The 22,774-nt window shown below is 53.2% G+C and carries 22 protein-coding genes; 13 read left to right on the top strand and 9 right to left on the bottom strand.

The window, feature by feature from the left end:
• Positions 1-126: 126 nt before the first annotated feature.
• The 5 genes from NYE26_RS05865 to NYE26_RS05885 form a co-directional block, all read right to left on the bottom strand.
• The gene (locus NYE26_RS05865; RefSeq protein ID WP_339254576.1) at positions 127-843 is read right to left on the bottom strand and encodes an ABC transporter permease; all 717 of its coding nucleotides are present in this window, start codon (positions 841-843) and stop codon (positions 127-129) included.
• Complete coding sequence (locus tag NYE26_RS05870; protein ID WP_339254578.1) at positions 843-1,793, bottom strand: ABC transporter ATP-binding protein; 951 nt, start codon at positions 1,791-1,793, stop codon at positions 843-845. Before NYE26_RS05870 ends, NYE26_RS05865 begins: the two co-directional genes overlap by 1 nt.
• Before the next feature lie 121 nt (positions 1,794-1,914).
• Positions 1,915-2,958, bottom strand: coding sequence for a HAMP domain-containing sensor histidine kinase (locus NYE26_RS05875; RefSeq protein WP_339254580.1), 1,044 nt, complete (start codon positions 2,956-2,958; stop codon positions 1,915-1,917).
• 1 nt (position 2,959) lies between these two features.
• The gene (locus tag NYE26_RS05880; RefSeq protein WP_339254582.1) at positions 2,960-3,655 is read right to left on the bottom strand and encodes a response regulator transcription factor; all 696 of its coding nucleotides are present in this window, start codon (positions 3,653-3,655) and stop codon (positions 2,960-2,962) included.
• Positions 3,656-3,790: 135 nt separating this feature from the next.
• Positions 3,791-6,496, bottom strand: a complete 2,706-nt coding sequence (locus tag NYE26_RS05885; protein WP_339257341.1) for a cation-transporting P-type ATPase — start codon at positions 6,494-6,496, stop codon at positions 3,791-3,793.
• Positions 6,497-6,787: 291 nt separating this feature from the next.
• Here NYE26_RS05885 and sbnA point away from each other — a divergent pair, with 291 nt between their 5' ends.
• From sbnA to NYE26_RS05940, 11 genes are read left to right on the top strand one after another with little or no spacing between them, the layout of a single operon-like run.
• Complete coding sequence (sbnA, locus tag NYE26_RS05890) at positions 6,788-7,759, top strand: 2,3-diaminopropionate biosynthesis protein SbnA (RefSeq protein ID WP_076076638.1); 972 nt, start codon at positions 6,788-6,790, stop codon at positions 7,757-7,759.
• A 39-nt stretch (positions 7,760-7,798) separates the two neighbouring features.
• Positions 7,799-8,890 (top strand): glycoside hydrolase family 88 protein, encoded by a 1,092-nt coding sequence (locus NYE26_RS05895; RefSeq protein WP_339254584.1) that lies wholly within the window; start codon positions 7,799-7,801, stop codon positions 8,888-8,890.
• Entirely contained in the window at positions 8,890-9,162 is a 273-nt protein-coding gene (locus tag NYE26_RS05900) for a hypothetical protein (RefSeq protein WP_339254586.1), read from the top strand. Before NYE26_RS05895 ends, NYE26_RS05900 begins: the two co-directional genes overlap by 1 nt.
• Positions 9,159-9,890 carry a CoA ester lyase gene (locus NYE26_RS05905; protein ID WP_339254587.1) on the top strand — a complete coding sequence of 244 codons (732 nt, stop codon included), beginning with the start codon at positions 9,159-9,161 and terminating at the stop codon, positions 9,888-9,890. Before NYE26_RS05900 ends, NYE26_RS05905 begins: the two co-directional genes overlap by 4 nt.
• Before the next feature lie 9 nt (positions 9,891-9,899).
• Complete coding sequence (locus tag NYE26_RS05910; protein WP_339254588.1) at positions 9,900-11,141, top strand: hypothetical protein; 1,242 nt, start codon at positions 9,900-9,902, stop codon at positions 11,139-11,141.
• Complete coding sequence (locus tag NYE26_RS05915) at positions 11,138-12,094, top strand: triphosphoribosyl-dephospho-CoA synthase (RefSeq protein WP_339254589.1); 957 nt, start codon at positions 11,138-11,140, stop codon at positions 12,092-12,094. Before NYE26_RS05910 ends, NYE26_RS05915 begins: the two co-directional genes overlap by 4 nt.
• Entirely contained in the window at positions 12,034-12,552 is a 519-nt protein-coding gene (gene citX, locus NYE26_RS05920; protein ID WP_339254591.1) for a citrate lyase holo-[acyl-carrier protein] synthase, read from the top strand. Before NYE26_RS05915 ends, citX begins: the two co-directional genes overlap by 61 nt.
• Positions 12,549-13,787, top strand: coding sequence for an MFS transporter (locus tag NYE26_RS05925; protein WP_339254593.1), 1,239 nt, complete (start codon positions 12,549-12,551; stop codon positions 13,785-13,787). Before citX ends, NYE26_RS05925 begins: the two co-directional genes overlap by 4 nt.
• Positions 13,775-15,001 (top strand): hypothetical protein, encoded by a 1,227-nt coding sequence (locus NYE26_RS05930; protein ID WP_339254595.1) that lies wholly within the window; start codon positions 13,775-13,777, stop codon positions 14,999-15,001. The genes NYE26_RS05925 and NYE26_RS05930 overlap by 13 nt, the downstream gene beginning before the upstream one ends.
• A complete protein-coding gene (locus tag NYE26_RS05935; protein WP_339254597.1) occupies positions 14,979-16,220 on the top strand; it encodes an ATP-grasp domain-containing protein in 1,242 nt (413 codons plus the stop codon). The genes NYE26_RS05930 and NYE26_RS05935 overlap by 23 nt, the downstream gene beginning before the upstream one ends.
• A gap of 13 nt (positions 16,221-16,233) precedes the next feature.
• Positions 16,234-17,208 carry a 2,3-diaminopropionate biosynthesis protein SbnB gene (locus NYE26_RS05940; protein WP_339254599.1) on the top strand — a complete coding sequence of 325 codons (975 nt, stop codon included), beginning with the start codon at positions 16,234-16,236 and terminating at the stop codon, positions 17,206-17,208.
• A 91-nt stretch (positions 17,209-17,299) separates the two neighbouring features.
• Here the strand turns inward: NYE26_RS05940 and NYE26_RS05945 are convergent, their stop codons facing one another.
• Together NYE26_RS05945 and NYE26_RS05950 are read right to left on the bottom strand one after the other, a co-directional pair.
• A complete protein-coding gene (locus NYE26_RS05945) occupies positions 17,300-17,506 on the bottom strand; it encodes a hypothetical protein (RefSeq protein WP_036723873.1) in 207 nt (68 codons plus the stop codon).
• Positions 17,507-17,610: 104 nt separating this feature from the next.
• Positions 17,611-18,000 (bottom strand): MerR family transcriptional regulator, encoded by a 390-nt coding sequence (locus NYE26_RS05950; protein ID WP_036723871.1) that lies wholly within the window; start codon positions 17,998-18,000, stop codon positions 17,611-17,613.
• 118 nt (positions 18,001-18,118) lie between these two features.
• Here NYE26_RS05950 and NYE26_RS05955 point away from each other — a divergent pair, with 118 nt between their 5' ends.
• Positions 18,119-19,168, top strand: coding sequence for an NAD(P)-dependent alcohol dehydrogenase (locus NYE26_RS05955; protein ID WP_036723869.1), 1,050 nt, complete (start codon positions 18,119-18,121; stop codon positions 19,166-19,168).
• A 105-nt stretch (positions 19,169-19,273) separates the two neighbouring features.
• Here NYE26_RS05955 and NYE26_RS05960 read toward each other — a convergent pair whose 3' ends face one another.
• Together NYE26_RS05960 and NYE26_RS05965 are read right to left on the bottom strand one after the other, a co-directional pair.
• Complete coding sequence (locus tag NYE26_RS05960; RefSeq protein WP_339254602.1) at positions 19,274-20,554, bottom strand: glycoside hydrolase family 27 protein; 1,281 nt, start codon at positions 20,552-20,554, stop codon at positions 19,274-19,276.
• Positions 20,555-20,663: 109 nt separating this feature from the next.
• Complete coding sequence (locus NYE26_RS05965) at positions 20,664-21,545, bottom strand: AraC family transcriptional regulator (protein ID WP_076076568.1); 882 nt, start codon at positions 21,543-21,545, stop codon at positions 20,664-20,666.
• A 108-nt stretch (positions 21,546-21,653) separates the two neighbouring features.
• On the opposite strand from NYE26_RS05965, the gene NYE26_RS05970 reads away from it, so the two are divergent.
• Positions 21,654-22,721, top strand: a complete 1,068-nt coding sequence (locus NYE26_RS05970; protein WP_339254605.1) for an SGNH/GDSL hydrolase family protein — start codon at positions 21,654-21,656, stop codon at positions 22,719-22,721.
• Positions 22,722-22,774: the final 53 nt, after the last annotated feature.

The raw sequence follows: 22,774 nt of genomic DNA on the forward strand, positions 1-22,774 counted from the left end.
TTTGCGGAGCGTCCATCTAAGTGCTCACGTTGATCCTGCACCGCAATAAAAAGCTGTCCCAAGCAGCCATTTCATGGCTTTGGGAACAGCTCTTTTCTTCGTATGATTTGAGACGATCCGGTCCGGTTATGGCTGCTCCGCATATCTCCACCAGGCAAAGGTTCCGGCAATTCCGATAATCCCGGTATACGCAATGATGATGATACTGCTTAACTGTAGCGAACCTGTGCTTAGAAATACCGACGGGATCGTCCATGGGAAATAGGGTGCAAATCCAAAGGAGCTGAGCACATTGGACAGAATGACGATGATCAGGATGAGTCCCAGAGGGGCCAGGTAGCCCTTGGTCACATTGGCCAACAGAATGCTTGGTGCGGTTACCAAAATGAACAGCAGCGAGGTAATGAGGAACTTAAGGAACAAGCTCCAAATGAACGCGGCGGACCCGCCTGCAACACCCAGGATAGCTCCTACGGCAAGGCCTACGGCAAACATATAGATGGACAGTAACAAACACCATGCTAAAATGACCAGGAACTTGGACAATACAATTTTCGCCCGGGAAATGGGCTTGGCCAGTAAATCTTTGATGGTCCGATCCGAGAATTCCCTTCCGAATACCCATGCGGCCACGAAGGTGTAGCCGATCAGTCCCAACGGGGCAAGCGTCTCCAGCAATCCGTTTAAATACGCTTCCCAGGTGACACCGCCGGCGTCACTGGATAATACATTTCCGACGCCCATCATGATGGGCCCGAAGCCTAGAACCAGGAACATGATCCAGAACACATTGGAGCGGATAATCTTGCGAAGCTCACAATGTAACACCGATAGAATATTCATTATTTAATCCCCCTGTTAACCCCGATGGTGCGGAGAAAATAGCCTTCCAGGTCCTCTGTAACTACCCGAAGCGACGTTGGCGGCTGATTGCTTTGCACGAGCAGTTCGGCCAGCCGTTCCGGATGATCTGCGGCATGTTCATTGGTGAGTTTAATGGAGCCGTCTGCCGTATCCGCAAAGTCATAGCCATGCGCCTCCAGCACCTTCTTTAAGGCAGGCTTGTTCCGGCCGTTCACGACCAGGCTTTTCTCCAAGGACTGCTCCAGCTTGTCCATCGCGACCTCTTGCACCAGCTTGCCGCCATGAATAATCCCAATCCGTGTGGACACCTTCGAGAGCTCCTCTAACAGATGGCTGGATATAAACACCGTGATGCCGAAATTGTGCGCCAGATTATATAACATATTCCGTATCTCCGCTACGCCTGCGGGATCAAGGCCGTTGATCGGCTCGTCCAGAATCAGAATCTCAGGGTTATGAATCATTGCTTTGGCCAGTCCCAGGCGCTGCTTGTTCCCGAGGGAGAGATGCTTTGCTTTTTTCTTTTTGTGCGGCTCCAGCCCCAACTTATAGATCACCTGCGGTACAGCATCCTTGTCCGGCACCCCTTGCATCCGTCTGGCGATCTCCAGATTCTCCGTTACAGTCAGATCCGGATAAAAGGTCGCCTCCTCCAAATACCCGACTTTGCTCCATAGTTTAGAGTTTCCGGCGTCGACCTTCTCACCTAACATATAGAGCGAGCCCGAGTTAGGCTTGATCATCGCCAGCAGCATCTTGATCGTCGTTGTCTTCCCGGCGCCGTTCAGTCCCAGGAATCCGAAGATCTCACCCCGGGTGACCTCCAGCGAAAGATTGTTTAATATGGTATAGTCGCCAAACCTTTTGTGCACTCCGTCAATTTGTATCGCGGGCGTGCTGCCGATTCTTTTCTTGGATAGAATACTCATTCTTCCTCCGACCTCCTGCTTGGTTCCAGTGATTGTTGTATCCTGCTACAACCTATTGTCACATCCAAACATGAAGCTTCATTAAAGGAAAAATAAACAGATCTGAAGAGAATATAAAAAACTATAAAGGCAGGCTGAATCTGATCCCGAGACCGCCATACTCCGAGGAGAAGGCCGTAATCTCGCCTCCATGGTGCTCAATAATCGATTTACAGCTGGCCAGCCCCAGCCCGAGTCCGCCCTTCCGGATCTGCCGCGACGGGTCCACCGTGAAGAATTTGAGGAACAGTGAAGACATGTCCTGATCCGGTACGCCAATTCCATTATCTTCTATTTGAAAATAGGCATGATGCTCCCGCAGATATCCGGTCATATACACCTTCAGATCCGGCTTCCCGCCATATCTAACGGCATTGCTGAACAGGTTGCCGAACACCCGGCGGAGCATCGGTTCATTCACCGTCAGCCATATGCTGTCCGTGAAGGAATGGCGGTAAACCAGTTCAATATCAAGTCCCGCCAGCTCATACTCATATTCAAAAGCAATGTCGGCGAACAGCTCTGTCGCTTTTACAGGCTTAGCGATCATGGATTCAAGCTCCGATTTTTCTTTGGTGAAGCTGGAGAAATCATTGAGGAGTTCAACCATATAGGCTGATTTCCGCTGAATCAACTCATAATATTCCTGCTTCTCAGTTTCGGGTAAGTCCTCATGTGTGGCCAGCAGTTCAGTAAATCCGTTAATCGAGGTCAGGGGTGTCTTCAAATCGTGGGCGATGGCGGCAAGCATATCGGTCTGTTCTCTGTGGGCGAGCTGAAGCCTGTGCTCCATTTTATTGAAATGGTTATACAGCTCTCCGATCTCGTCCTTACGCTTCAAAGCCAGCGGAGGCAGGGGACGGACCACATTGACTTCCTCCAGCCGGGCATTCAGACGCCGGATGGGCTGCTCAATGCGGAAGTGAATATAGATGATCAGAATGGAAAATATGCAGCCGGCGATGACGAAGATGGGCAGCAGTAATACTACATAAGGTGAGTCCAGCAAAGTGGTACGTATGGGGGAATATACGGCAAAGATAAACTTTAAATACAAACCAATCGAGAACATCAGAATCAGCAGCATCAGCAGGAATAACAGGGGAAGCTTGATTTTCAGTTTCATCCTATTGCTCTCTTTCCGTGTATTTATAGCCTATGCCCCAAATGGTTTTGATGAAATGTTGCTCAGGACCCAGCTTCTTGCGGATATTCTTGATATGGACCGTTACGGTATTGATCTCTCCGTATTCGTCTCCCCAGACGTTCTCATAGATCTGCTCACGGCTGAGTACCTGATTGGGGTGACGCATCAGGACAGACAGTATTTGAAATTCCTTCGCGGATAATTCGAGCTTCCGGCTGTAGAGGAAGGCTTCATACGTTTTGTCATTCAAAATGAGTGGAGCATCGGCCTTGTCTTTGGCAGGACTAAGCTCGCCCCACTCTTTGTGCAGCCTGTCCACTTTGCGGAAATGAGCCTTGATCCTGGAGGCCAGCTCCTGAATACTGAACGGCTTGGTCATGTAATCATCTGCGCCGATTTCGAGACCGACAATTTTATCAATGTCCTGATCCCGTGCGCTTAACAACATAATCGGAACATTATAAGACGACCGGATCGTTCTGCAGACATCCAATCCGTTCATATCTGGCATGACGACATCGAGAACAATGAAATCAATAGGGTGATCCTCCACCGCAGATAGGGCTTCTCTCCCGGAGCTTGCCGTAATTACAGCGAATTGCTCGTACCTTAGCGTCTTGGTGATGAGTTTTACGATTTCTTCATCATCGTCTACCACTAGTATTGTTTTGGACATATTACTACCTCCCGGGGCACTAACCATTCTGAGGTTAATCATAATTGCTTACCCTTGTTGTTGCAATCCTTGCCAAACTATACTGTGGAGTGCTGGTGAGGATGAGATGCCGGGAGATAAGAGGTAGTGGAGTACTCAAGCAGCAGCCGAACGGTCACCATTCCCGCTGGCGTCTACACTCTCATGACGGGGGCGGATAATTCCGCGCGTAACCGTTTTTTCAAGCTCAATAATTACGAACAGCGCAGCTCCCATGAGGAGCGGGAAGGACCAGTAGGGCAGGCCGATCGGCACTGTGTCGAACACCCGGTTCATGAACGGCAGATAGGTGATGGACAGCTGGAGTACGACCAGCAGGCCGGATACGACGAAGACCGCTTTATTGTCGAAAAATCCCTTGCGGATTGCCGGTCCCAGCTCGGTGCGGCAGTTGAAGAGATGGAACATTTGCGCAAGGACGATGGTCTGCATGGTCACTGTATTGACGACAGCCTGTTCATATCCATTGCTGAGCATGGACATGTTCATGGCCAGGGTTCCCCCGCCGAGCAATACGGATACGAACAGAATGCGGAAGATATAATAGCCGCTGAGCAGGGGGGCCGCCGGATTGCGCGGGGGCCGCTTCATCGCTCCGGGCTCAATCCGCTCAAACGCCAGTGCCAGGGAGACCGTGACCGAGCTGACCATATTGACCCACAGAATCTGGATCGGCGTCAGCGGAATCATCGTGCCCAGCAGGATGCTTGCCATGATCAGGAAGCTTTCTGCACCGTTGGTCGGCAAAATGAACAGAATGGTTTTCTTCAAATTGTCGTACACACGCCGGCCTTCCTTGACAGCCTTGACGATGGTGCTGAAGTTGTCGTCGGCGAGCACCATTTCCGAGGCATCCTTGGATACTTCGGTGCCTTTGATGCCCATAGCTACGCCCACATCTGCGCGCTTGAGCGCCGGGGCATCATTCACTCCGTCACCGGTCATGGCACAGATATTGCCGCTGCTCTGAAGCGCTTCGACCAGCTGGAGCTTGTTCTGCGGACTGGTGCGGGCGAAGATGGAATACTTCTGTGCAGCTTCCTTCAACTCTTCCGCAGACAGGTTGTCCAGCTCCCGGCCTTCAATCGAATGCTTCCCATCGCCGATGCCCAGCTGTTCACCGATAGCCATCGCTGTCTCTTTATGGTCGCCTGTAATCATCTTGACCTCGATCCCAGCGTTCTGGCACTCGCGGATCGCATCCACGACTTCATCACGCGGCGGATCGACGATCCCTGCCAGCCCCAGCAGCACCAGTCCTTCCTTCAGATCATCATGGTCTATCTGCTCAGGGGAGGAGTCCTCCGGCAGCTCCTTCATCGCCAGTCCGATGACCCTTTGTCCCTTGCGGGCATGGGCCTGCATCTGGCCGTTCCAGAAATCAGCATCGAACGGAGTCTCGGCTTCGTCGTCCGCCTGCCGGTCTGCCATTTCAAACAGACGGTCCGGCGCACCTTTGATATAAATGACCGAACGTCCTTCGTATTCTGTCAGGACCGCCATGTATTTGTATTCGGAGTCGAATGGGAGCTTGGAGCGCGTCTTCAGTTCAGTAACTTCAGATTGGGCCTTGCCCGCAAGCGTCAGCAGGCAGCCTTCTGTAGGATCGCCTTGAAGCTTCCACTCCCCTTGTTCTTCCGTCAGCACAGAATCGTTGCAGGTCACCCCGCATATCAGCAGATGCTTCAGCGTCCGGTCCAGCTCTAGATCGGCCTCCTTGTCTTCATCCCGTATAATTTCACCTTCTGGCGCGTATCCGGTTCCCGTAACCCCGTATTCATGCATGGATGTTACTACAGAGGTGACGGTCATTTCGTTTTTGGTCAGCGTTCCCGTTTTATCGGAGCAGATGACGGAGACCGCGCCCAGCGTCTCTACAGAAGGCAGATTGCGGACGATGGCCTTTCTCCGTGCCATATTCTGCACACCGATTGCTAATATAATAGACAGAATGGCAGGTAAGCCTTCGGGGATGGCCGCTACAGCCAGTCCGATGACCGACAGCAGCAGCTCTCCGGTCTCATAGTCGCGCAGCCCGTAGCCGAATCCGAACATCAAGGCGGCCACGGCTACGATAACAACCGACACCATTTTGCCGAAACGGGCGGTCTGTTGCAAAAGCGGGGTGCGGATCTCCTCCACGGAGGCGATGGACTGGTTAATTTTCCCGAGCTCCGTCTTGCCGCCGGTTGCCACCGCTACTCCAATTCCTGTCCCGGAAGCAACGGTTGTGCCCGAGAAAACCATGTTGGTCCGGTCACCAAGCGGACAGTCCTCCTCCAGCGCTTCCGTCTGCTTCTCCACCGAGGTAGATTCGCCGGTCAGCGCCGATTCCTCGGCCTTCAGATTACTGCTGCTGAGCAGCCTGAGATCTGCCGGGATTCGGTCGCCCGTATTGAGCAGCACGATATCGCCCGGCACCAGCTCTGCCGCTTCGATGGCCGCCGGGCTGCTGTCCCGCAGTACCTGAGCTTCCGGGGACAGCATATTCTTGATGCCCTCCAGCGCTTGCTCGGCCCGGTGTTCCTGCACGAAACCGATGGCCGCGTTGACGATGGCTACGATAATGATGACGATGGTATCGGTCCAATGGCCGAGCAGGGCCATAATGACGGCAGCAACTAGCAGAATGTAGATCAGCACATCATTGAAATGCTTCACAAATTTAAGGGCCGCCGGCGATTTTTTACCTTCCGGCAGCTCATTCCTTCCATAGCGGTTCAGCCGCGCGGTTGCCTCGCTGCCGCTCAATCCCTGTTCCCTGCTTGTCTCCAATGCTTCCAGCGTACGCTGGCTGTCCATGGCATGCCACAGCTTGTCCTGCTTCTTCGCCAAGTCAGTCGCCTCCTCTGGTTCAAATCTTCCCATTCATTAAACGGGAACCCGTCCGGGCAAACGCTTTAGAGGGAAGTCGTTGCGAAATGTTCACTAATAGAAAATACAAGGTGATGGATTTTTATAGAAGTTTTGAATCAAAGTGATAAAAATTTTTAATATATTTACATTTATTAGGATAGAAGTGTATGATGCAAATGTATTTATTTTACTTTTTATAGAAAAATCTATGAGAATATGCCTTGGGAGGTGATAGGTTTGATCTACGACAATGTGCTGCAATTAATTGGGAACACGCCTATTGTTAAACTGAATTATCTTCCGGACCCGTATGGGGCGCAGGTATTCATCAAGCTGGAGGGGCTTAATCCCGGCGGCAGCATGAAGGACCGCACGGCGCTCTACATTATCAGCCAAGCGGAGGCAGCGGGACAACTGAAGCCCGGCGGCACGATTGTTGAATCCTCCTCCGGGAATCTGGCCATCGGACTGGCGCTTGTGGCACGGCAAAAGGGGTACAAGCTGATCTGTGTGGTCGATCCCAAGATCAGTCTGGTCAATCTCAGTATTATCCAGGCCTATGGTGCGGAGACGGTAATGGTTGATCAGGCTGATGAGTATGGCAACTATCTTAGAGCCCGCCTGGACAAGGTACAGGATCTCGTCAAGCAACTGGGAGCATTCTGGCCTAATCAGTATAATAACCCGAGTAATCCTGAGGCACACAGACAAACGACCGCGCTTGAAATCTATGAGGCGTTCGGTAATGAGCTTCAGTGGGCAGTGATACCGGCAGGCACCTGCGGTCTCATTACCGGGTGCAGCCTGGGGCTGAAAGAACATATTCCGCACATAAAGATTATGGCTGTTGATGCTGCTGGCTCGGTTACCTTCGGGAAGCCGCCGGGTGTCAGACATCAGATTGGCATTGGTTCAGCTATAGTACCGGGCAATGTGCGAAGAGAGCTGTATGACGAGATTACGCATGTCTCGGATGCAGAGGCCTTCTCCACCACCCGCAGGCTGGTTAAGGAAGAAGGGCTGCTGGTCGGCGGCTCCGCAGGTGCAGCGGTGTTCGCGGCCCTGAAGCTTGCCCGCCGCCTGCCTGGCGGGGACAAAGTGCTTGCGATTCTTCCAGATCGTGGAGACCGGTACTACAATACTATTTTTTCGGATGAATGGCTGGAGCAGATTGGAATTGAACTGGGTAAAAGCGCTGTGAAAATATGATCGGGGGTGCTGGAGATTACCGTTTCCTTACGTAATGAGGTGATTGACCGTGCCGTCAGACAGACCCGCAGGCAGCTTGACAAGCTTGCTGCTATACCATCCTCCGGTGAGATTAGGCTTCCTTATGTTACTAACAACGGAAGATATATGCTGGAGGATAAGTGGTCCTCCGGATTCTTCATTGGACTCCTCTACCAGCTCTATCAGTTGACCGGCGATACTCTTTATATTGAGGAAGCTGACCGCTGGATGGGCGGGATTGAGTCTTATAAGAATCAGGGGGATTATCAGGATATTGGCTTCCTGTTCTATTATTCTTATGCGTTCGGGTACGATCTGACCGGTAAGGAAGCATACAGAACGATTGCGCTCGAAGCTGCTGACAGCCTCTTTGATTCGCGTCTCCCGGGCGGTTATCTGGAATGCAATTGGCTGCCCGAGGGGAAGCGCTATGCAGGCGTCGACAGTATGATGAACATCCGGTTGTGGCTATGGGCCTATCGGATAACCGGTGAGGAGCGCTATCGTGCCGCTGCCATCGAATCAGCACAGATTACAAGTGCTGCGCTGATGAGGGAAGACGGCTTCACTTACGAATATATGAGAATGGACACACTTACGGGAGCCCCGGAGCAGCCCTACAACAAGAACGCCAAATTCAGCTCAGCATCGGTGTGGGCCAGAGGCCACACATGGGCACTCTATGGAGCAGTTCAAATGTATGTGCTGGGTCATGAAGAGGAGTGGAGAACAAAGGTTGAGCGGCTCTCTGCATTCTACTTAGCCCATGTCTGTTCGGATGGTGTTCCGGCCTGGGATCTGATGCTGTCCCATCAGGAGACGGCTATGAGGGATGCTTCGGCTGCTGCGATCGCTTGCTCTGCATTCTACCAGTTTGCCGCAGCCTTAAGCCCTGATGATCCCTTAAGCCAGCAGTTCCGGCAAGAAGCAGAGAGGGTGCTCGATGTTCTGATTTCTGGGGAGTATGCGCCCCCGGGTCCGGAGCATGAGGGACTGCTGGTGCATGCCAGCACGCCGCTGCATGTCGTTCAAGCCGCAGGAGAGTCCCAGATCTGGGGCGATTATTTTCTGCTGGAGGCTCTATATTACTCATTGGAGGTCGGTTCTTAATGAATGTCAGTGCCGGATCGATAGAATCTAGCGATATTAAAATTGTCATCGAAGAAGGCCACGCTGCAATGCAATGCATGAATATGGTGCCGGAGCTTACGGACCGCCAAGTCTATGAATATGTTGTTCCCATTCTGAAGCAGTATGGCTTGGCGGATCTGTCCCCCCAGATCTGGTTCAATGGAGCCAATGAGTGGGTCATCCGCAGCCGCTGCGAAGCCTTGGCCTACTCTCTGAATCTGGTTAATCAGCGGGAAGGTGTAACAGGATGAGTGTAGCTGCCGAACCCTTAGTCTATTTCTATGTTCCGGGATACAAACCGAATTACATAGAGTACGCTATGACCTTCTATCCTATGAATATTATTCTCTGTCTGGAAGACGGTACGCCGGAGGATAAGAAGCTTGAAGCAAGATACGTGGTCAAGAATGCCCTTCAGGAATTCAGCAGCGACTCGGAGCATACGCTCATTGTCCGCGTGAATAGTGTTCTTACCCCTCACTGGGAGCAGGATCTGGAAGAGCTTGTGCCAGAGCGCCCTGCCCGAATCCGGCTGCCCATGGTCCGGACGGCTGAGGATTTACGGCAAGTGGAACGCAAGGTGCAGGATGTTATACACCAGCGTAGCTTGAACTATTCACCCAGCTATGAAGTCATGATTGAATGCTGTGAGGCTATTGCCAATCTCGGAGAGATTCATCAGGCCAGCCGGAATATTTATGCTTTTACCTTTGGAGGAACAGATTATTTCAATGACTGTGTGGCTAAGGGGCTTCGGGACCCGGCCCTGGAGGTCCGGAAGGCCAAGCAGAAGCTGGGGGAATACTGCCGCAGTGTGGGCCTTCAATGCTTTGACACCACTTACATGGCTTATCGTGATCTGGAGGGGTTCCGCGAGGATTGTCTGCTCTCCAGGGAATACGGCTTCACGGGGCGTTCCGTAATCCATCCGGACCAGGTTGCCGTCGTCCAAGACATATACGGAATTTCAATAGCGTAGGAGGCTGTTATGTTCACAACATACCGATTGGAATTGCCTGAGCCTGTGACTCTGAATAAGCTGCAAATCCCTGTGTTCACCCATATGTTCCTGCAAAATGTATCTGCCCATAAGGTGCAGGTCGACCCGATTCAAGGGAAGCGGATCAGCGTCACCTATCTATCGTCTTATCCCAGGGAGCAGATTGAGCGGGAGGTTGCTATTTTCCTGGAGCGGTTCACCCCGGAGCATGATGAGGCATCCGCATCATCCGCTGAAATACTGGAGCCTGAGCTGAATATGGTGGAGCTGCATGAGCCGCCGCTGGAGAAGCTGTGCTCCTGCTGCACGCCGGGCAATCAGCGGAATATCTCGGATGATCTGCTGGAGCAGAGATGGCTGACTTTATTGAAGAATCAGGAGCTGGCGTACCATCGTCCGATCATCACTCTGCTGGAGTATTTTGACCAGAGTTATGTGGATTATGTCGGCCGGAGAATTGGGGATTGTCAGCAGCGGCAGTATTCGGTCTTGTTGCCTGCTTCGTTCGCCGAGAAGATGAATTACTTCCATAGCGCACCAATGCATTTGCTGCTGGCCACCCATTTAAGCCATGATCATGAGACAATGAAATCCTTCGCTGCAGATGTATCCGCGAATAACGGGAAGCTGCCGCAGGACTGCGGCCCTTATCTGGAGACGCCTCCCTATATTCTGCAATCTGCACCCTGCTATAAAGTCTATATGGAAATGGAGGATCAGGTGTTTGAGGACAATACCGCTTTTGTACTCAAAGGCCAGTCCTTCCGCAATGAGGGCAAACGTGTATATCTGCTGGAACGGTTGTTGAATTTCACCATGCGGGAATTCGTGTTTCTGGGTACTCCCGAATACGTCACCCGGATGCGTGACTTGACATTAGAGTGGACCGTGGAGTGGATGGAAGCGGTAGGGCTGAAAGGCGAGTGTGCCTTAGCCAATGATCCATTCTTCCTGCCGGGTAAGGTGAAGCAGAATTTCAAAGTGCCCAAACATGTGAAATACGAGGTTCGTGCGGATATCCCGTATAAGAACGACACGATTTCGATTGCTTCCTATGACACGCACGGCGATTTTTTTGCAAAGACCTTTAACTTTAGACTGAGGGACAACGCTGAGACATGGTCGGGCTGCATCGGGCTTGGCCTGGAACGGGTAGTATGGAGCTTTCTGCAGCAGTACGGTCTACAGAGTGAACACTGGCCTGCGGCTATCCCGGAGAGCGTAAAGTGACCGCTTCCGGCCAAGATACAGCAGCCTGGATTGCCGAAACGATGGTCTACAGTGTTCTGGCCGAGGCTGTGAGCTGGCCTTCCCCCGGATTGGTGTCGGCGGTCAGCAACGGATGCCACGGGGATATGGATATTTACACTTTTCTGAGAAGCGCACTCCGCATTCAGCCGTATTACCAGGATGCTGCGCGCCTGGGCATAGAACAATCCGGGGGCCGAACCGGCAGGGAGGATTTGTTCAGGATGCTCCAGAAGACCGGGCGGCGGGCCGAGGCTGACATGCTAAGGGCTACCGGGGGAGTGAATACCCATAAAGGAACGATCTTCCTGGGGCTGATTCTATGCGCGGCTGCCGGAATGAAGAGTCAAAGTCCATCAAGTGCAGTAGAACCGCAGGAGATATGCCGCTTGGCTGGAAGGCTGGCTGAGTATCCGCTGCGGGCACAATTGGCGGACATTCTGGAGGAGTCGCACAGTGCAAGCACGGGCGGACGCGCATACAGGGAGTGGGGGATTAGAGGCATACGGGGCGAGGTTATAGACGGATTTCCGTCCATTCTTCAGCAGGGCTTGCCTGCCTTGCGGGAGGCGCTTCAACAAGGAGCGGATTTGCGGACGGCGCTGATCCACTGCTTGCTATCATTGATGACTGTGGTACAGGATACCACGCTGCTGAACCGCAATTTCGACAGGACAAGGATTGACTATACTCAGGCGAGTGCATTAGCGGCGTTGGACCGGGGGAGTCTGTTCACCTCTGAAGGCAGAGCCTACATCCGCACCATGGAGGAGGATTTTCGTCTCCGTTCCTTATCTCCCGGCGGATCAGCCGATCTGCTGGCCATGACGCTTGCTTTGCATTTGTGGACTGAGAATCAGGGGGAGGAAAGAGTGTGGCGAACGATTCCGCTGTATCAGCCATCCTTCGTGACCGGGAGCGCCTCCATGAGCTAAGAGAGGCCCGGTATCCGGCAGCAGGCTCGCTGATCCAGGTTATGATGAATATTCCGGGGCCGGATAAGAGGCTGGCTGTTGCCTATGAACTATTCGAGCTCTGTATGGAGGCTTTACAGGAAGCTCTGGTGGTTACAGCTTATAAGATACTTGCGCTGGAGCGGATCGAGTTGGCGCTTGGTCCGGTTGCTTATCTTCAGGTATCTGCGGATGCGGCGGCATTGAAGCTATTCTGTCTGTCCTTTGAAGGGGAGCATCCGCTTAGCGCTTATTGGGATATGGATATTTATGATTCATCGGGAAAAGCAATGGGCAGGCATGAGCTGGAGGCTCCTTCACGCCGCTGTTATCTGTGCGGCCAGCCTGCTAAAGTGTGCGGATTCCTGCAGCGTCATTCGCCAGAGGAATTAATCGGACGTATGGCTGCTGACCTGGCGGCAAGGAAGGCAGTCACATGAATCTTTTCCGAAACTTAAAGGTGCCCCGGCCGGTGTTTGCCATTTGTCTGAACACACTGGTTACCCATCTTGGCTTCTACGCTATGACGGCGATATTAACGGTCTATCTGTCTCAGGTCAAAGGACTGCCGCTGTCGGTTACCGCTGTAGTTACCATGATCTTCACGGTGTCTTACCGCAGTGCGAGATTCCTTACCGGACCTCTGCTGGACAACATGGACCCGTTCAAATGCATGTGGTTCGGCTGCCTGCTAACAGGGGTCTCCATCGCTATGGTAGATTTCTGGCAGTCTCCGGTGTTGATTACTATACAGCTTATCATTGCCGGGATCGGCTACTCTGTCCGAGGCTTATCCTCCAAGGCTTCTTTATCCTTCGTGGGGAGTAAGGATGGCAATGCCCTGTTTTATTTTGCGAATTCCAATATGTATACGAACGGTGCAGCCATTGCCGGGCCCTTAATCGGCTCCTTTCTGCTGACTAGCTCCTTGAAAAGCTTCACGTTGACCTTCGTTGGAGGGTTTTATGTGTTAGGTGCCATCCTGCTCAATATCTTCCCGCCCGGGTGTAGTCTGATGGGCCGGGATCGGAAGCCGGTAAGCTTCTGGAAAGGCTATCAGACCGTTCTGCTCGATAAAAGCTTCCGTAAAGTGCTGCTGTTCAATATGATCGGCTGCTTCTTCTTCACCCAATTGTTCAATTCCTTTCCTTATTTAATCGGCACTTATTATAACGCTCCGGAAAGGCTGGGAAGTCTGCTGATGCTGAACGGAATCCTCGTGGTGGCGCTGCAGATTCCGGTCGGGCGCTGGATGAATACCGCGTTGTCAGGCCAGCGTGAGGGATACCGGCTGATGCTGGCGTTTCTGCTATTTAGTGTTTCTTTCTCAATGAATGCGATCATCGGTTCGATCTGGGGCTACTACGTATTCGTCGCGTTGTTCACCCTTGCAGAAATATTATTCATCCCTACGATAGATGCGTATGTCTCTAACGCTGCCCACCCGGATCTGCGTATCACATATTTCAGTGTCATCGGATTGTCCACAGCCCTTGGAGAAGGAATCGGTGTATATACCGGGCTGCAATTCATACATATGTGGAGCATCTACGGAAAGCTGTCCTATTTCTGGTTGTCCCTGGCTCTTCTGTCTGGACTGTCTCTTGTACTATACGTAATGCTAAACCGTTCACCTGTTCATCACAAGGAGGAGGAGAAACTATGGCGGTATTAATTCTGAATCAGAGGAGGCGGGCCTTCGCTCCTTATCTGACCTGGCTGGAGGATCTGGATGAAGAAGTATACCTGTATACTTCGCCGGCATATGGTGAGATAACGGAACCCTTTGCCCTTGTGCAGGTGTTCGACAACTGGGTGAGCAACGACCGGGTAGAGATCGATGCGTTACGATTGTATGAGGAACATCCTTACCGTCTGATCATCGCTCTCGATGAGAGTGATCTGATTCGTGCGGCCCGGCTGCGTGAACGGCTGCACCTGCCTGGTCAACAGCTGGAGAGTGCAGTGGCTTACAGGGATAAGGCGGTGATGAAAAGCTTACTCAGCCCGCAGGTATCCTGCCCGGCATTCCGCAGACTGGCTTCACCGCTTCACTTGTATGATTTTGTGCTGGAGCACGGCTTGCCGGTTGTGGTTAAACCGGTGGACGGCATGGGCTCCATGAATACGGACATTATACAGACCCGGGAGCAATTGAACGATGTATGGGAACGCGGCCTCGGCAGCGGCTTAATGGTTGAAGCCTACGTAGAGGGAGAAATGTATGAGATCGATGGGCTCATGATGGGCCAGGAGATCCGTTTCGCTTCTGTGGGCAAATATTCCTGCAAGCCCCTGGAGATTCTCCAGCAGGATTGCTTCGTGGAATTGCTCAGCCCCGGCTGCGCGGTGTATGAGCGGCTGGTTCATGAAGTTCAGCAGGTCATTGAAGCCTTGCCCTCACCGGGAGTTTCGACCTTTCATTGTGAAATGTTCCATACCCCGGAGGATGAATGGGTATTCTGTGAAATTGCCAGCCGGACCGCAGGCGGGCGGATCAGTGAGTCGATCAGCGCTATGTATGACGTTGATCTGAACCGGGAGTGGGTCCGGGGGCAATGCGGACTGCCGCTGAAGCTGCCGGTGCCAAGGCCGTCACAGGTAGCGGGGGTATATCTAATGCCGAAACGTCCAGGGATAGTAAAGACCATTCCGCAGACGCTGCCCTTTGAATGGGTGGAGGAATATGTTCCCCGCGTCAGAGCAGGCGAACAGCTGGACGCGGCTCATTCCAGCGTGGATGCCGTGATGACTGTAATCATCGTTGGCGAGAATTCGGCATCACTGCAAGCCAGGCTGTCGCAATTGCTGCGGTATCTTGAGCAAGAAGTGCAAATTCTGCCCGTTTACAAGGAGGATGCAACCCATGAAGCACCTGTTATTAGTTGAAAGCAATGAGTCTATCGCAGGTATCCAGGCCTGCAAGGAGATGGGGTACACCGTAACGTTGCTGACCCAGAATATTCAGCATTACCTGAAGGGCCAGCCGCTGGAGTCCCACCCGCTCCGGTTGGTAGATTACATTCATGAAGTGGACACCTTTAATGAAGAAGCTGTGGTTGACTTTGTCAAAGCGTATCATCAAGCGAACCCTTTGACCGGAGTGATGTCGTTTGCGGAATTCTACGTGGTTCAGGCAACGGCAGCTGCGCATGCGATTGGTGTGCCGACCATGCAGCCGCTGGCGGCCAAGAATGCCCGGAATAAATATAAATCCAGAGAAATCTGCGTTCAGAGCGGCGTTCCGGTTCCCCGTTCACTGCTCGCAAGCAGTATAGAGGAAGCTTGCCGGCATGCCCACTCCATGGGTTATCCCTGTATCGTTAAGCCGTGTGACGGGGCTATGAGTATCGGGGTGGTCTTTGTCAACAATGAGCGAGAGCTGCGGCAGGCTTACGACAGCTATGTGAACAACCGGAATTTTGGGCGTAATCTCTATGGAAGTACGGATGTGCTCATTGAGGAATATGCAGCCGGACCTCTGGTCAGTGTGGAGATGGTCACTTATCAAGGGCAGGATCACCTGATCGGGATTACGGACCGCCGTCTGGTTGGATTTCCGTATTTTGTAGAGACTGGCGCCAGCTTTCCGGTTCGGTTAAGCCATGAGGCGGAGATCGTGGAGGTGGTCCGCCGGGGACTGCATGCGCTTGGGGTTGACTTTGGCCCCACACATACAGAGGTTGCTCTCACTCCTGAAGGTCCCAAGATTATTGAATTTAATCCGCGGATGGTAGGCGGGCCTGTTCCGGAGATGATTAAATACGCAACCGGCATTGACCTGCCGCGTGAAGTGCTTCGTATGCATATGGGGGAGGCCCCGGAGTTGACGCCGAGCGTCACGCGTGGTGCTGCTTCACGGGAATTCTGTTCGCCGGTTGACGGCAGGCTGATCGAGGTTACGGGGCTTAAGGAATTAGAGGGGCGTGCGGACATTCTGCGATCGCATTTCATTGCTGCCGGGCGCGAGGTGTCCTTTCCGAGATCTAATTTTGACTGGATTGGCCGAGTGATGGTTGGAGGGGACGATGCAGAGCAGGCTGAGCAGAAGTGCAGTGAAATCCAGAATACGATCGGCTTGCACATTGCAGCCAGACCTATAAGCTGAGGAGGCCTTGAGCATGTTATATCTGAATACCACAAACCTGGAGCAGATGAATCTTCCCTGGGCACTGTGCATGGATACGATACGGAGTGCTGTCCAAGTGATGGCAGCGCACGAATTCTCCCAGCCGATTAAACCCTATCTGCTCTTTGATAAAGATCCAAGCAGCAGGATTATTGCCATGCCCGCTTATGTGGGCGGAGAGATCGGGATGGCAGGCATCAAGTGGATCGCCAGTTTTCCCGGTAACCATGGCAGGCAGCTTCCCCGTGCCCACTCGGTGACGATACTGAATGATTCCGGCAGCGGGAAGCCGGTGGCTATCATCAACAGTCCGCTTATCTCCGGGATTCGTACAGCTTCAGTCAGTGGGCTGATGATCCAGGAATACGAGAAGGTACACCCTTTTGCCGGTAAAATGATTGCCGGTATTGTCGGGTTCGGACCGATCGGTCAACTCCATCTGTCGATGCTGAATCAGCTGCTCGGGGACCGGCTGGAGGAGGTTCGGATCTTTGATCAGAATCCGGGTGCTCTGGATCATATCCCGGAAGAGCTTGGGACAAGGGTGCGGCCTGTGGATTCCTGGAAGGAAGCCTACGAAGGGGCTGATCTGTTCATCACCTGTACAATTTCCAGCTCCGGCTATATTGACCGCAAGCCCAAAGAACAGAGTCTGCTGCTGAACGTGTCTCTGCGCGATTTCACCCCGGCTATCTTAAGCTACACCTCGGCCATTATTGTCGATGACTGGGATGAAGTGTGCCGTGCGAATACGGATATTGAACATATGCATCATCAAAGAGGGCTGCGGAAGGAAGACACGGCGTCCATCGTCGAGGTGGTCTGCGGCAACGCGCTGGCGAAATTCCCGAAGGAGGAAGCGGTCATGTTCAATCCGATGGGAATGGCTGCCTTTGATATTGCCATTGGATCACTATATTATCGTGAAGCGCTGAATCGCGGGTATGGTAAGGAGTTGGAGGAGTAGGAGCAGGGGGCAAAATCAGCATACAAAATAAACGGGCCGGATAAGAGATATCCTCTTGTCCGGCCCGGCTGTGTACTGCCTCATCACAAGGCTATGGATTCTTGCGGTGCTTCTTCTCTTCCGGATCTGGTGCAAGGCCAGGAGCTGACACCTCTGGGTCATTCCCCAGCACGGCGCCTACGACCTCATCCAGCTTATCTGTTTCCGATTGACCGTCCGCCGGACTGGGTTCGCCCTCCGGAATCGGGTGGACGCCTGCGGTGCGTCCGTCGAGCGGTGCTTTTTTATCATCCTTCATCTGTTAGTCTCCCTTCTAAGTGCAAATTCTGTCTTAGGATGTGTCTGCGGTAACCGTTCTATGTATCGATAACCGCAGCGGAGGCTGATGAACCATACGGCTGGTTAGGATTGGTGGACCACTTCCATACTCTTTTCCAGGGCAGTCTTATAGTAGTGGCATTTATGGTCTATGACTTCCATCGTTTTTCTTAATTCCTCCATCTGCGCTTCTACGGAAGCCTTCCGCTCCAAGAACATGTCGTATCGGCGCTGCAGGGTGGAATCTCCTTCGGAGCACCATTCAATGAAATGCTTAATCTCTTTGATGGGCATCCCGGAGGCCTTCAGGCATTCAATAATCCGCAGGGCCTCCATATCGGAGGGCTTGAATACGCGTTTGCCGCTGGGAGTTCTCTCTATAGAAGGGAGCAGGCCCTCTTTGTCATAATAACGCAGGGTATGCGGGGTCATGTTGAAATGCGCTGCCGCTTCGCTTATGGAATAGGTCTTCATCATCGTTCTCCTGTCCTGGATATTTCGGGCTTGACTTAGAGTTAACTTTAAGGAATATCATAGGCTTTGTAAAGCTTAAAGAATGATGTCTACTATTCTATTGAAAAGAGGTCTCACTATGATACAAGTTAACGCACGCGCTGCATTCAGCCAGGAAGGCCCGTTCAAGCTGACTACGATCGAACGCCGGGAGCTGCTGCCGCAGGATGTTCTGATCGAGATTAAATACGCCGGTATTTGCCATTCCGATATTCATACCGTCCGCGGGGAGTGGGGACCGGTGAAATATCCGCTGGTTCCGGGGCATGAAATTGCAGGTATTGTCAGCCAGATCGGTTCTGGAGTGACGAAATATGCAGTTGGCGACCGTGTCGGGGTAGGCTGTATGGTCGATTCCTGCGGAGAGTGCAGCAGCTGCCGGCAAGGCGAGGAGCAATATTGCCTGGAGGGGAACACGGGAACCTATGGAGCGACTGACCGCCACGGGCACTATACGCAAGGCGGATATTCCACGCATATCGTTGTCACTGAAGACTTCGTGGTGCGGATTCCCGACAGCCTTCCGCTTGACGCTGCTGCACCGCTGTTGTGTGCCGGAATCACTACTTACTCACCACTGCGCCACTGGGGAGCTGCTCCCGGCAAAAAGGTGGCTGTAGTGGGTCTCGGCGGGCTGGGGCATATGGCAGTAAAAATTGCTCATGCCATGGGGGCTGAGGTTACGGTGTTATCCCAATCCCTGAAGAAGAAGGAAGACGGCCTGCAATTGGGCGCAGATCATTATTATGCCACCACTGATCCGGAGACATTTAAGCAGCTGGCCGGTTCCTTCGACCTGATCATTAATACGGTCAGTGCGCAGGTGAATATCAATGCTTTCCTGTCACTCCTGGCGCTGGACGGGACGTTGGTGAATGTCGGTGCGCCTGCTGATCCTTTGGCTGTTAATGCCTTCTCGCTGATCGGACACCGCCGTTCCTTTGCCGGTTCGATGATCGGGGGAATCCGCGAGACACAGGAGATGCTTGATTTCTGCGCTGAACATCAGATTGCTTCCGAGATCGAAGTGATTTCGGCTGACCAGATTGATGAAGCCTGGGAACGTGTGCTGGCCTCGGATGTGCGTTACCGGTTTGTGATTGATATCAGCACGATGGGGAAGGCCTAAGTATTTAGAGGAGCAAGATTCTTAATCTATATTGTTTGAAAAACAGCCTGCAGGAATGGAACTACTCCATTCCCGCAGGCTGTTGGTATTTCTGCCTAGCTTCTCCTACGAGAAGCTATATAATCGCACCCCGTGCGGAGGCACGGTGGTCTGCAGCACGCCGCCGCTAAGCTCAGCAGGCGTCTGGCTCCACAGCTCCGTACCTGCGGCCACGCCGCCGAGGCCGATCTCTTCGAGGTTCAGGTCAACCGGCAGCGGACTGTTGCTGGTGTTGAAGACGGCCGCATACCGGGTGCCATCGTCATGAGCAGCGGTCCAGACGATCAGCTCATCCTTGTAAAGGGCTTCTCTGGCGCTATGGCTCTCGCGCTGCATGCGCAGCACCTCGCGGTTGGTGAGCAGCGAAAGGGTCCAGTCGTCATTGTCCCGCAGCTCGCCGCCGAAGATCAGCGGCGAACGGAAGATGCTCCAGAGCGACATCATCGTCAGCTGCTCGTCCCGGGTGAAGCGGGTCCAGCGGTCATCCCCGCCGCCGTCAACGGAGCGGACGCCGATGTGGCCGAGCGGCAGCATGTCGCAATCCGGCCAGGAGCCGGCCTGCGGGACGCCCTGCCAGCTGCGGCAGCGGCTGAACATGTCCAGCAGCAGCTCCCAGCGGTCCCAGAAATCATCCGTGATGCGCCACATGTTGGCATGCTCGGTGAAATGTTGTGCATATTCTACCGGAGCAGGGCCGGGGGAGAGACTCAGGACCATGGGGCGGCCGCAGTTCTCGATTGCCCGGGAGATCAGGGTAATCTCCGGCTGATGGGTATCGTATAGTCTGGAAGCGGCGATGTCATCCACCTTGACCAGATCGACGCCCCACTGCGCGTACAGTTCAAAGAGTGAATTATAGTAGGCCTGAGCGCCTTCCTTGGAAGCGTCGACACCGTACATATCAGTATTCCATGGACAGATGGAGTTCGTGTGCGCGATCTCGCGGGCAGTTGCCTCCGTCCCCAGAATCGCGGTGCCTGCATGGGCGGCCTGACGCGGAATGCCGCGCATAATATGAATACCGAACTTCAGTCCCAGGCTGTGGACATAGTCAGCCAGCGGCTTGAAGCCCTGACCGCCCGCTGCCGAAGGGAAGCGGTTCTCGGCTGGCATCAGCCGGGAGTATTCATCCATGATTAGAGGGACGAAGGGGCGGTACAGAGAGGACACGGCACCAGGCTCATACCACTGGATATCAACGGTGATATAGCTCCAGCCGTAGTCTTTGAGATGCTCGGCCATATATTCCGCATTACCGCGGATTTCCGCTTCGGTTACGGCTGCGCCGTAGCAGTCCCAGCTATTCCAGCCCAGCGGGGGGACAGGTGCTGCAAGCTTATGATTCATTGTGTAATCTCCTTATCAGATGGATTATTGCTCCTCATAAGTCCATCATAATCAAGGAGAAATCCAATATCTATAGTAATGTTGCAAGTGGAATAGCACTATATTGCGCTTAATCGAAAAAGAGCTGGCGGTAGATCAGGCTCTCGCCCCCGCTGCGGAAATCGCCTGGTGTCAGTCCGGTCAGGCTGCGGAAGGCCTTGATAAAGTAGCTTCCGCTGGAATAGCCGATCTGCTGTGCAATAGCTTCAATGCTTAAGCTCGTCCCCCGGAGCAGCTCCATCGCCTTCTCCGTTCGGACCCGGGTCAGATAAGCGCCGGGTGTCAGGCCGGTGCTGGCCGAGAAACGGCGGATGAGATGATATTTGGACAGGGAGACATGCTCCGACAATTGGTCGATGCTGATCATCTGCGGGTAATGCTGCTCGATGAATGCAGCGGCGCGCTTAATATTCTCTGACCATTTGTCCCTGTCGCGCAGCGTAGCTGTCTGCATTCGGGTCAATTCGGTCATGAATTGATAGACGCTGGATGAGGCGATCAGCGGATCGGAGATTCTGCCCGCTCCGGCATCCATTACAATCATCCGCGCCAGCCGGACAGGGGCACAATCTGCGGGCAGCCGGGGCACCTCGCCCGCTTCGCGCAGGAATCTGCGCCAGTGGGGCAGGATCAGGCTTGGGCGCAGCAGGAGGAACAGGAACTCCCAGGGCTCTGCCGCATCCGGCGGATAGTAATATCGGTGAGGTCCCGGGATTTCCGCCAGCAGAGCCTGTCCGGCCCGGACCCGGTAGGTCCGGTTCTCTGACTCGAACACGCCCTCACCGGAGAGCGTGTACTGGAACAGCAGCAGCGGGCCGTCGCTGCGCTCCATCCCGTCCCAGCGGTATGCGGGATCGGAGACGGAATCATAACCGGCTGCGAACAATACGCACAGCTGCAGCTCCTTATCTTCGGCAAAGCGAAAGCCATAGGTCCCTCTGGGGATGTCCATTGAGATCCTCCTTTTCTCAACAATTACTTAATATCTTAACATATCATTGAAAATATAAAGCGCCTTTGCTACTGTTACGAATAGAAACGAGAGAAGGAAGGTTATGGAATGTCCCAGATGCAAACGTACCAGCCGGCAGCTAATCATGTCAGACTCATCGGACGGACCCACTGGATGGGAGAGGTGCTGTGGCTGGCTCTTTCCGGGAGCGGGGTGGAATTCTCATTCTACGGCCGGGCGGCCCGGATCACTCTGCAAGGCGATGATATTGCTGCAACCGGCAACAATCTGGCCCGGATTGGAATCAGTGTTAACGGCCAGCAGGTGATAGACGATCAGGTGGATCAGCTACGCAAAACGTATACAGTGTTCGAAAGCGACACCGGGCAAGAGGTTACTGTAAGAATAACGAAGCTGTCTGAAGCAGCCATGTCAACGGTTGGCATTGCGGAGATTGCGGTGCAGGCTGAGGAAGGAATTAAGCCGACTCCATCTCCGCAGCATACGATCGAATTCATCGGCGATTCCATTACCTGCGGGTATGGTGTGGATGATGAAGAAGCGTTGCATACCTTTTCTACGGCTACAGAAAATGTAACGAAGGCTTATGCCTACCTGAGTGCAGAGCAGCTTGGTGCGGATTACAGTATGGTGTGTTACAGCGGATACGGCATTATTACCGGCTATACAGAAAATGATCAGAAGCTCACCACGCATCTTCTGCCCGATTACTACGAGAAGGTAGGCAAGTCTGAAGGGAGGTTCGGCGGCAGTCTGCTGCCTCAGGAGATAGCTTGGGATTTCAGCAGATTCACGCCGGAGCTGATCGTTATTAATCTGGGGACCAACGACGATTCGTACACGAAGGATGACCCTGCCAAGCAGGCGGATTATGCAGAGAACTATGTCGCTTTTCTACAAATGGTCAGACGGAATAATCCCGATTCGACCATTCTGTGTACGCTCGGGATCATGGGGGACAGGCTGTATCCTATCCTGGAGCAGGCGGTGGACCGCTATGCCCGGGAAACCGGCGACAGCAGAATCTCGGTGATGAAATTCGAGGTGCAGCTAGAGGCGGACGGCCACGCTGTCGATTATCATCCTTCGCAGGTGACGCATCGCAAAGCGGCGGATAGACTGGCGTCAGAGATCAGGAAGCTGATGAAGTGGTGATATGAGCGGATTAAGGCTAGCGAGTTGGGGAAGCGGGCTGGCTGGTGAAGAAA

The sequence above is a fragment of the Paenibacillus sp. FSL P2-0136 genome, assembly GCF_037975325.1.
Classification (GTDB): Bacteria; Bacillota; Bacilli; order Paenibacillales; family Paenibacillaceae; genus Paenibacillus_AQ; species Paenibacillus_AQ silagei.

Excerpts from the sequence above, each read along its gene's own strand:
- NYE26_RS05865 (WP_339254576.1), bottom strand. The coding sequence starts at position 843 with ATGAATATTCTATCGGTGTTACATTGTGAGCTTCGCAAGATTATCCGC.
- NYE26_RS05870 (WP_339254578.1), bottom strand. The coding sequence starts at position 1,793 with ATGAGTATTCTATCCAAGAAAAGAATCGGCAGCACGCCCGCGATACAA.
- NYE26_RS05875 (WP_339254580.1), bottom strand. The coding sequence starts at position 2,958 with ATGAAACTGAAAATCAAGCTTCCCCTGTTATTCCTGCTGATGCTGCTG.
- NYE26_RS05880 (WP_339254582.1), bottom strand. The coding sequence starts at position 3,655 with ATGTCCAAAACAATACTAGTGGTAGACGATGATGAAGAAATCGTAAAA.
- NYE26_RS05885 (WP_339257341.1), bottom strand. The coding sequence starts at position 6,496 with ATGGACAGCCAGCGTACGCTGGAAGCATTGGAGACAAGCAGGGAACAG.
- NYE26_RS05900 (WP_339254586.1), top strand. The coding sequence starts at position 8,890 with ATGAATGTCAGTGCCGGATCGATAGAATCTAGCGATATTAAAATTGTC.
- NYE26_RS05905 (WP_339254587.1), top strand. The coding sequence starts at position 9,159 with ATGAGTGTAGCTGCCGAACCCTTAGTCTATTTCTATGTTCCGGGATAC.
- NYE26_RS05910 (WP_339254588.1), top strand. The coding sequence starts at position 9,900 with ATGTTCACAACATACCGATTGGAATTGCCTGAGCCTGTGACTCTGAAT.
- NYE26_RS05925 (WP_339254593.1), top strand. The coding sequence starts at position 12,549 with ATGAATCTTTTCCGAAACTTAAAGGTGCCCCGGCCGGTGTTTGCCATT.
- NYE26_RS05930 (WP_339254595.1), top strand. The coding sequence starts at position 13,775 with ATGGCGGTATTAATTCTGAATCAGAGGAGGCGGGCCTTCGCTCCTTAT.
- NYE26_RS05935 (WP_339254597.1), top strand. The coding sequence starts at position 14,979 with ATGAAGCACCTGTTATTAGTTGAAAGCAATGAGTCTATCGCAGGTATC.
- NYE26_RS05940 (WP_339254599.1), top strand. The coding sequence starts at position 16,234 with ATGTTATATCTGAATACCACAAACCTGGAGCAGATGAATCTTCCCTGG.
- NYE26_RS05945 (WP_036723873.1), bottom strand. The coding sequence starts at position 17,506 with ATGAAGGATGATAAAAAAGCACCGCTCGACGGACGCACCGCAGGCGTC.
- NYE26_RS05950 (WP_036723871.1), bottom strand. The coding sequence starts at position 18,000 with ATGAAGACCTATTCCATAAGCGAAGCGGCAGCGCATTTCAACATGACC.
- NYE26_RS05955 (WP_036723869.1), top strand. The coding sequence starts at position 18,119 with ATGATACAAGTTAACGCACGCGCTGCATTCAGCCAGGAAGGCCCGTTC.
- NYE26_RS05960 (WP_339254602.1), bottom strand. The coding sequence starts at position 20,554 with ATGAATCATAAGCTTGCAGCACCTGTCCCCCCGCTGGGCTGGAATAGC.
- NYE26_RS05965 (WP_076076568.1), bottom strand. The coding sequence starts at position 21,545 with ATGGACATCCCCAGAGGGACCTATGGCTTTCGCTTTGCCGAAGATAAG.
- NYE26_RS05970 (WP_339254605.1), top strand. The coding sequence starts at position 21,654 with ATGTCCCAGATGCAAACGTACCAGCCGGCAGCTAATCATGTCAGACTC.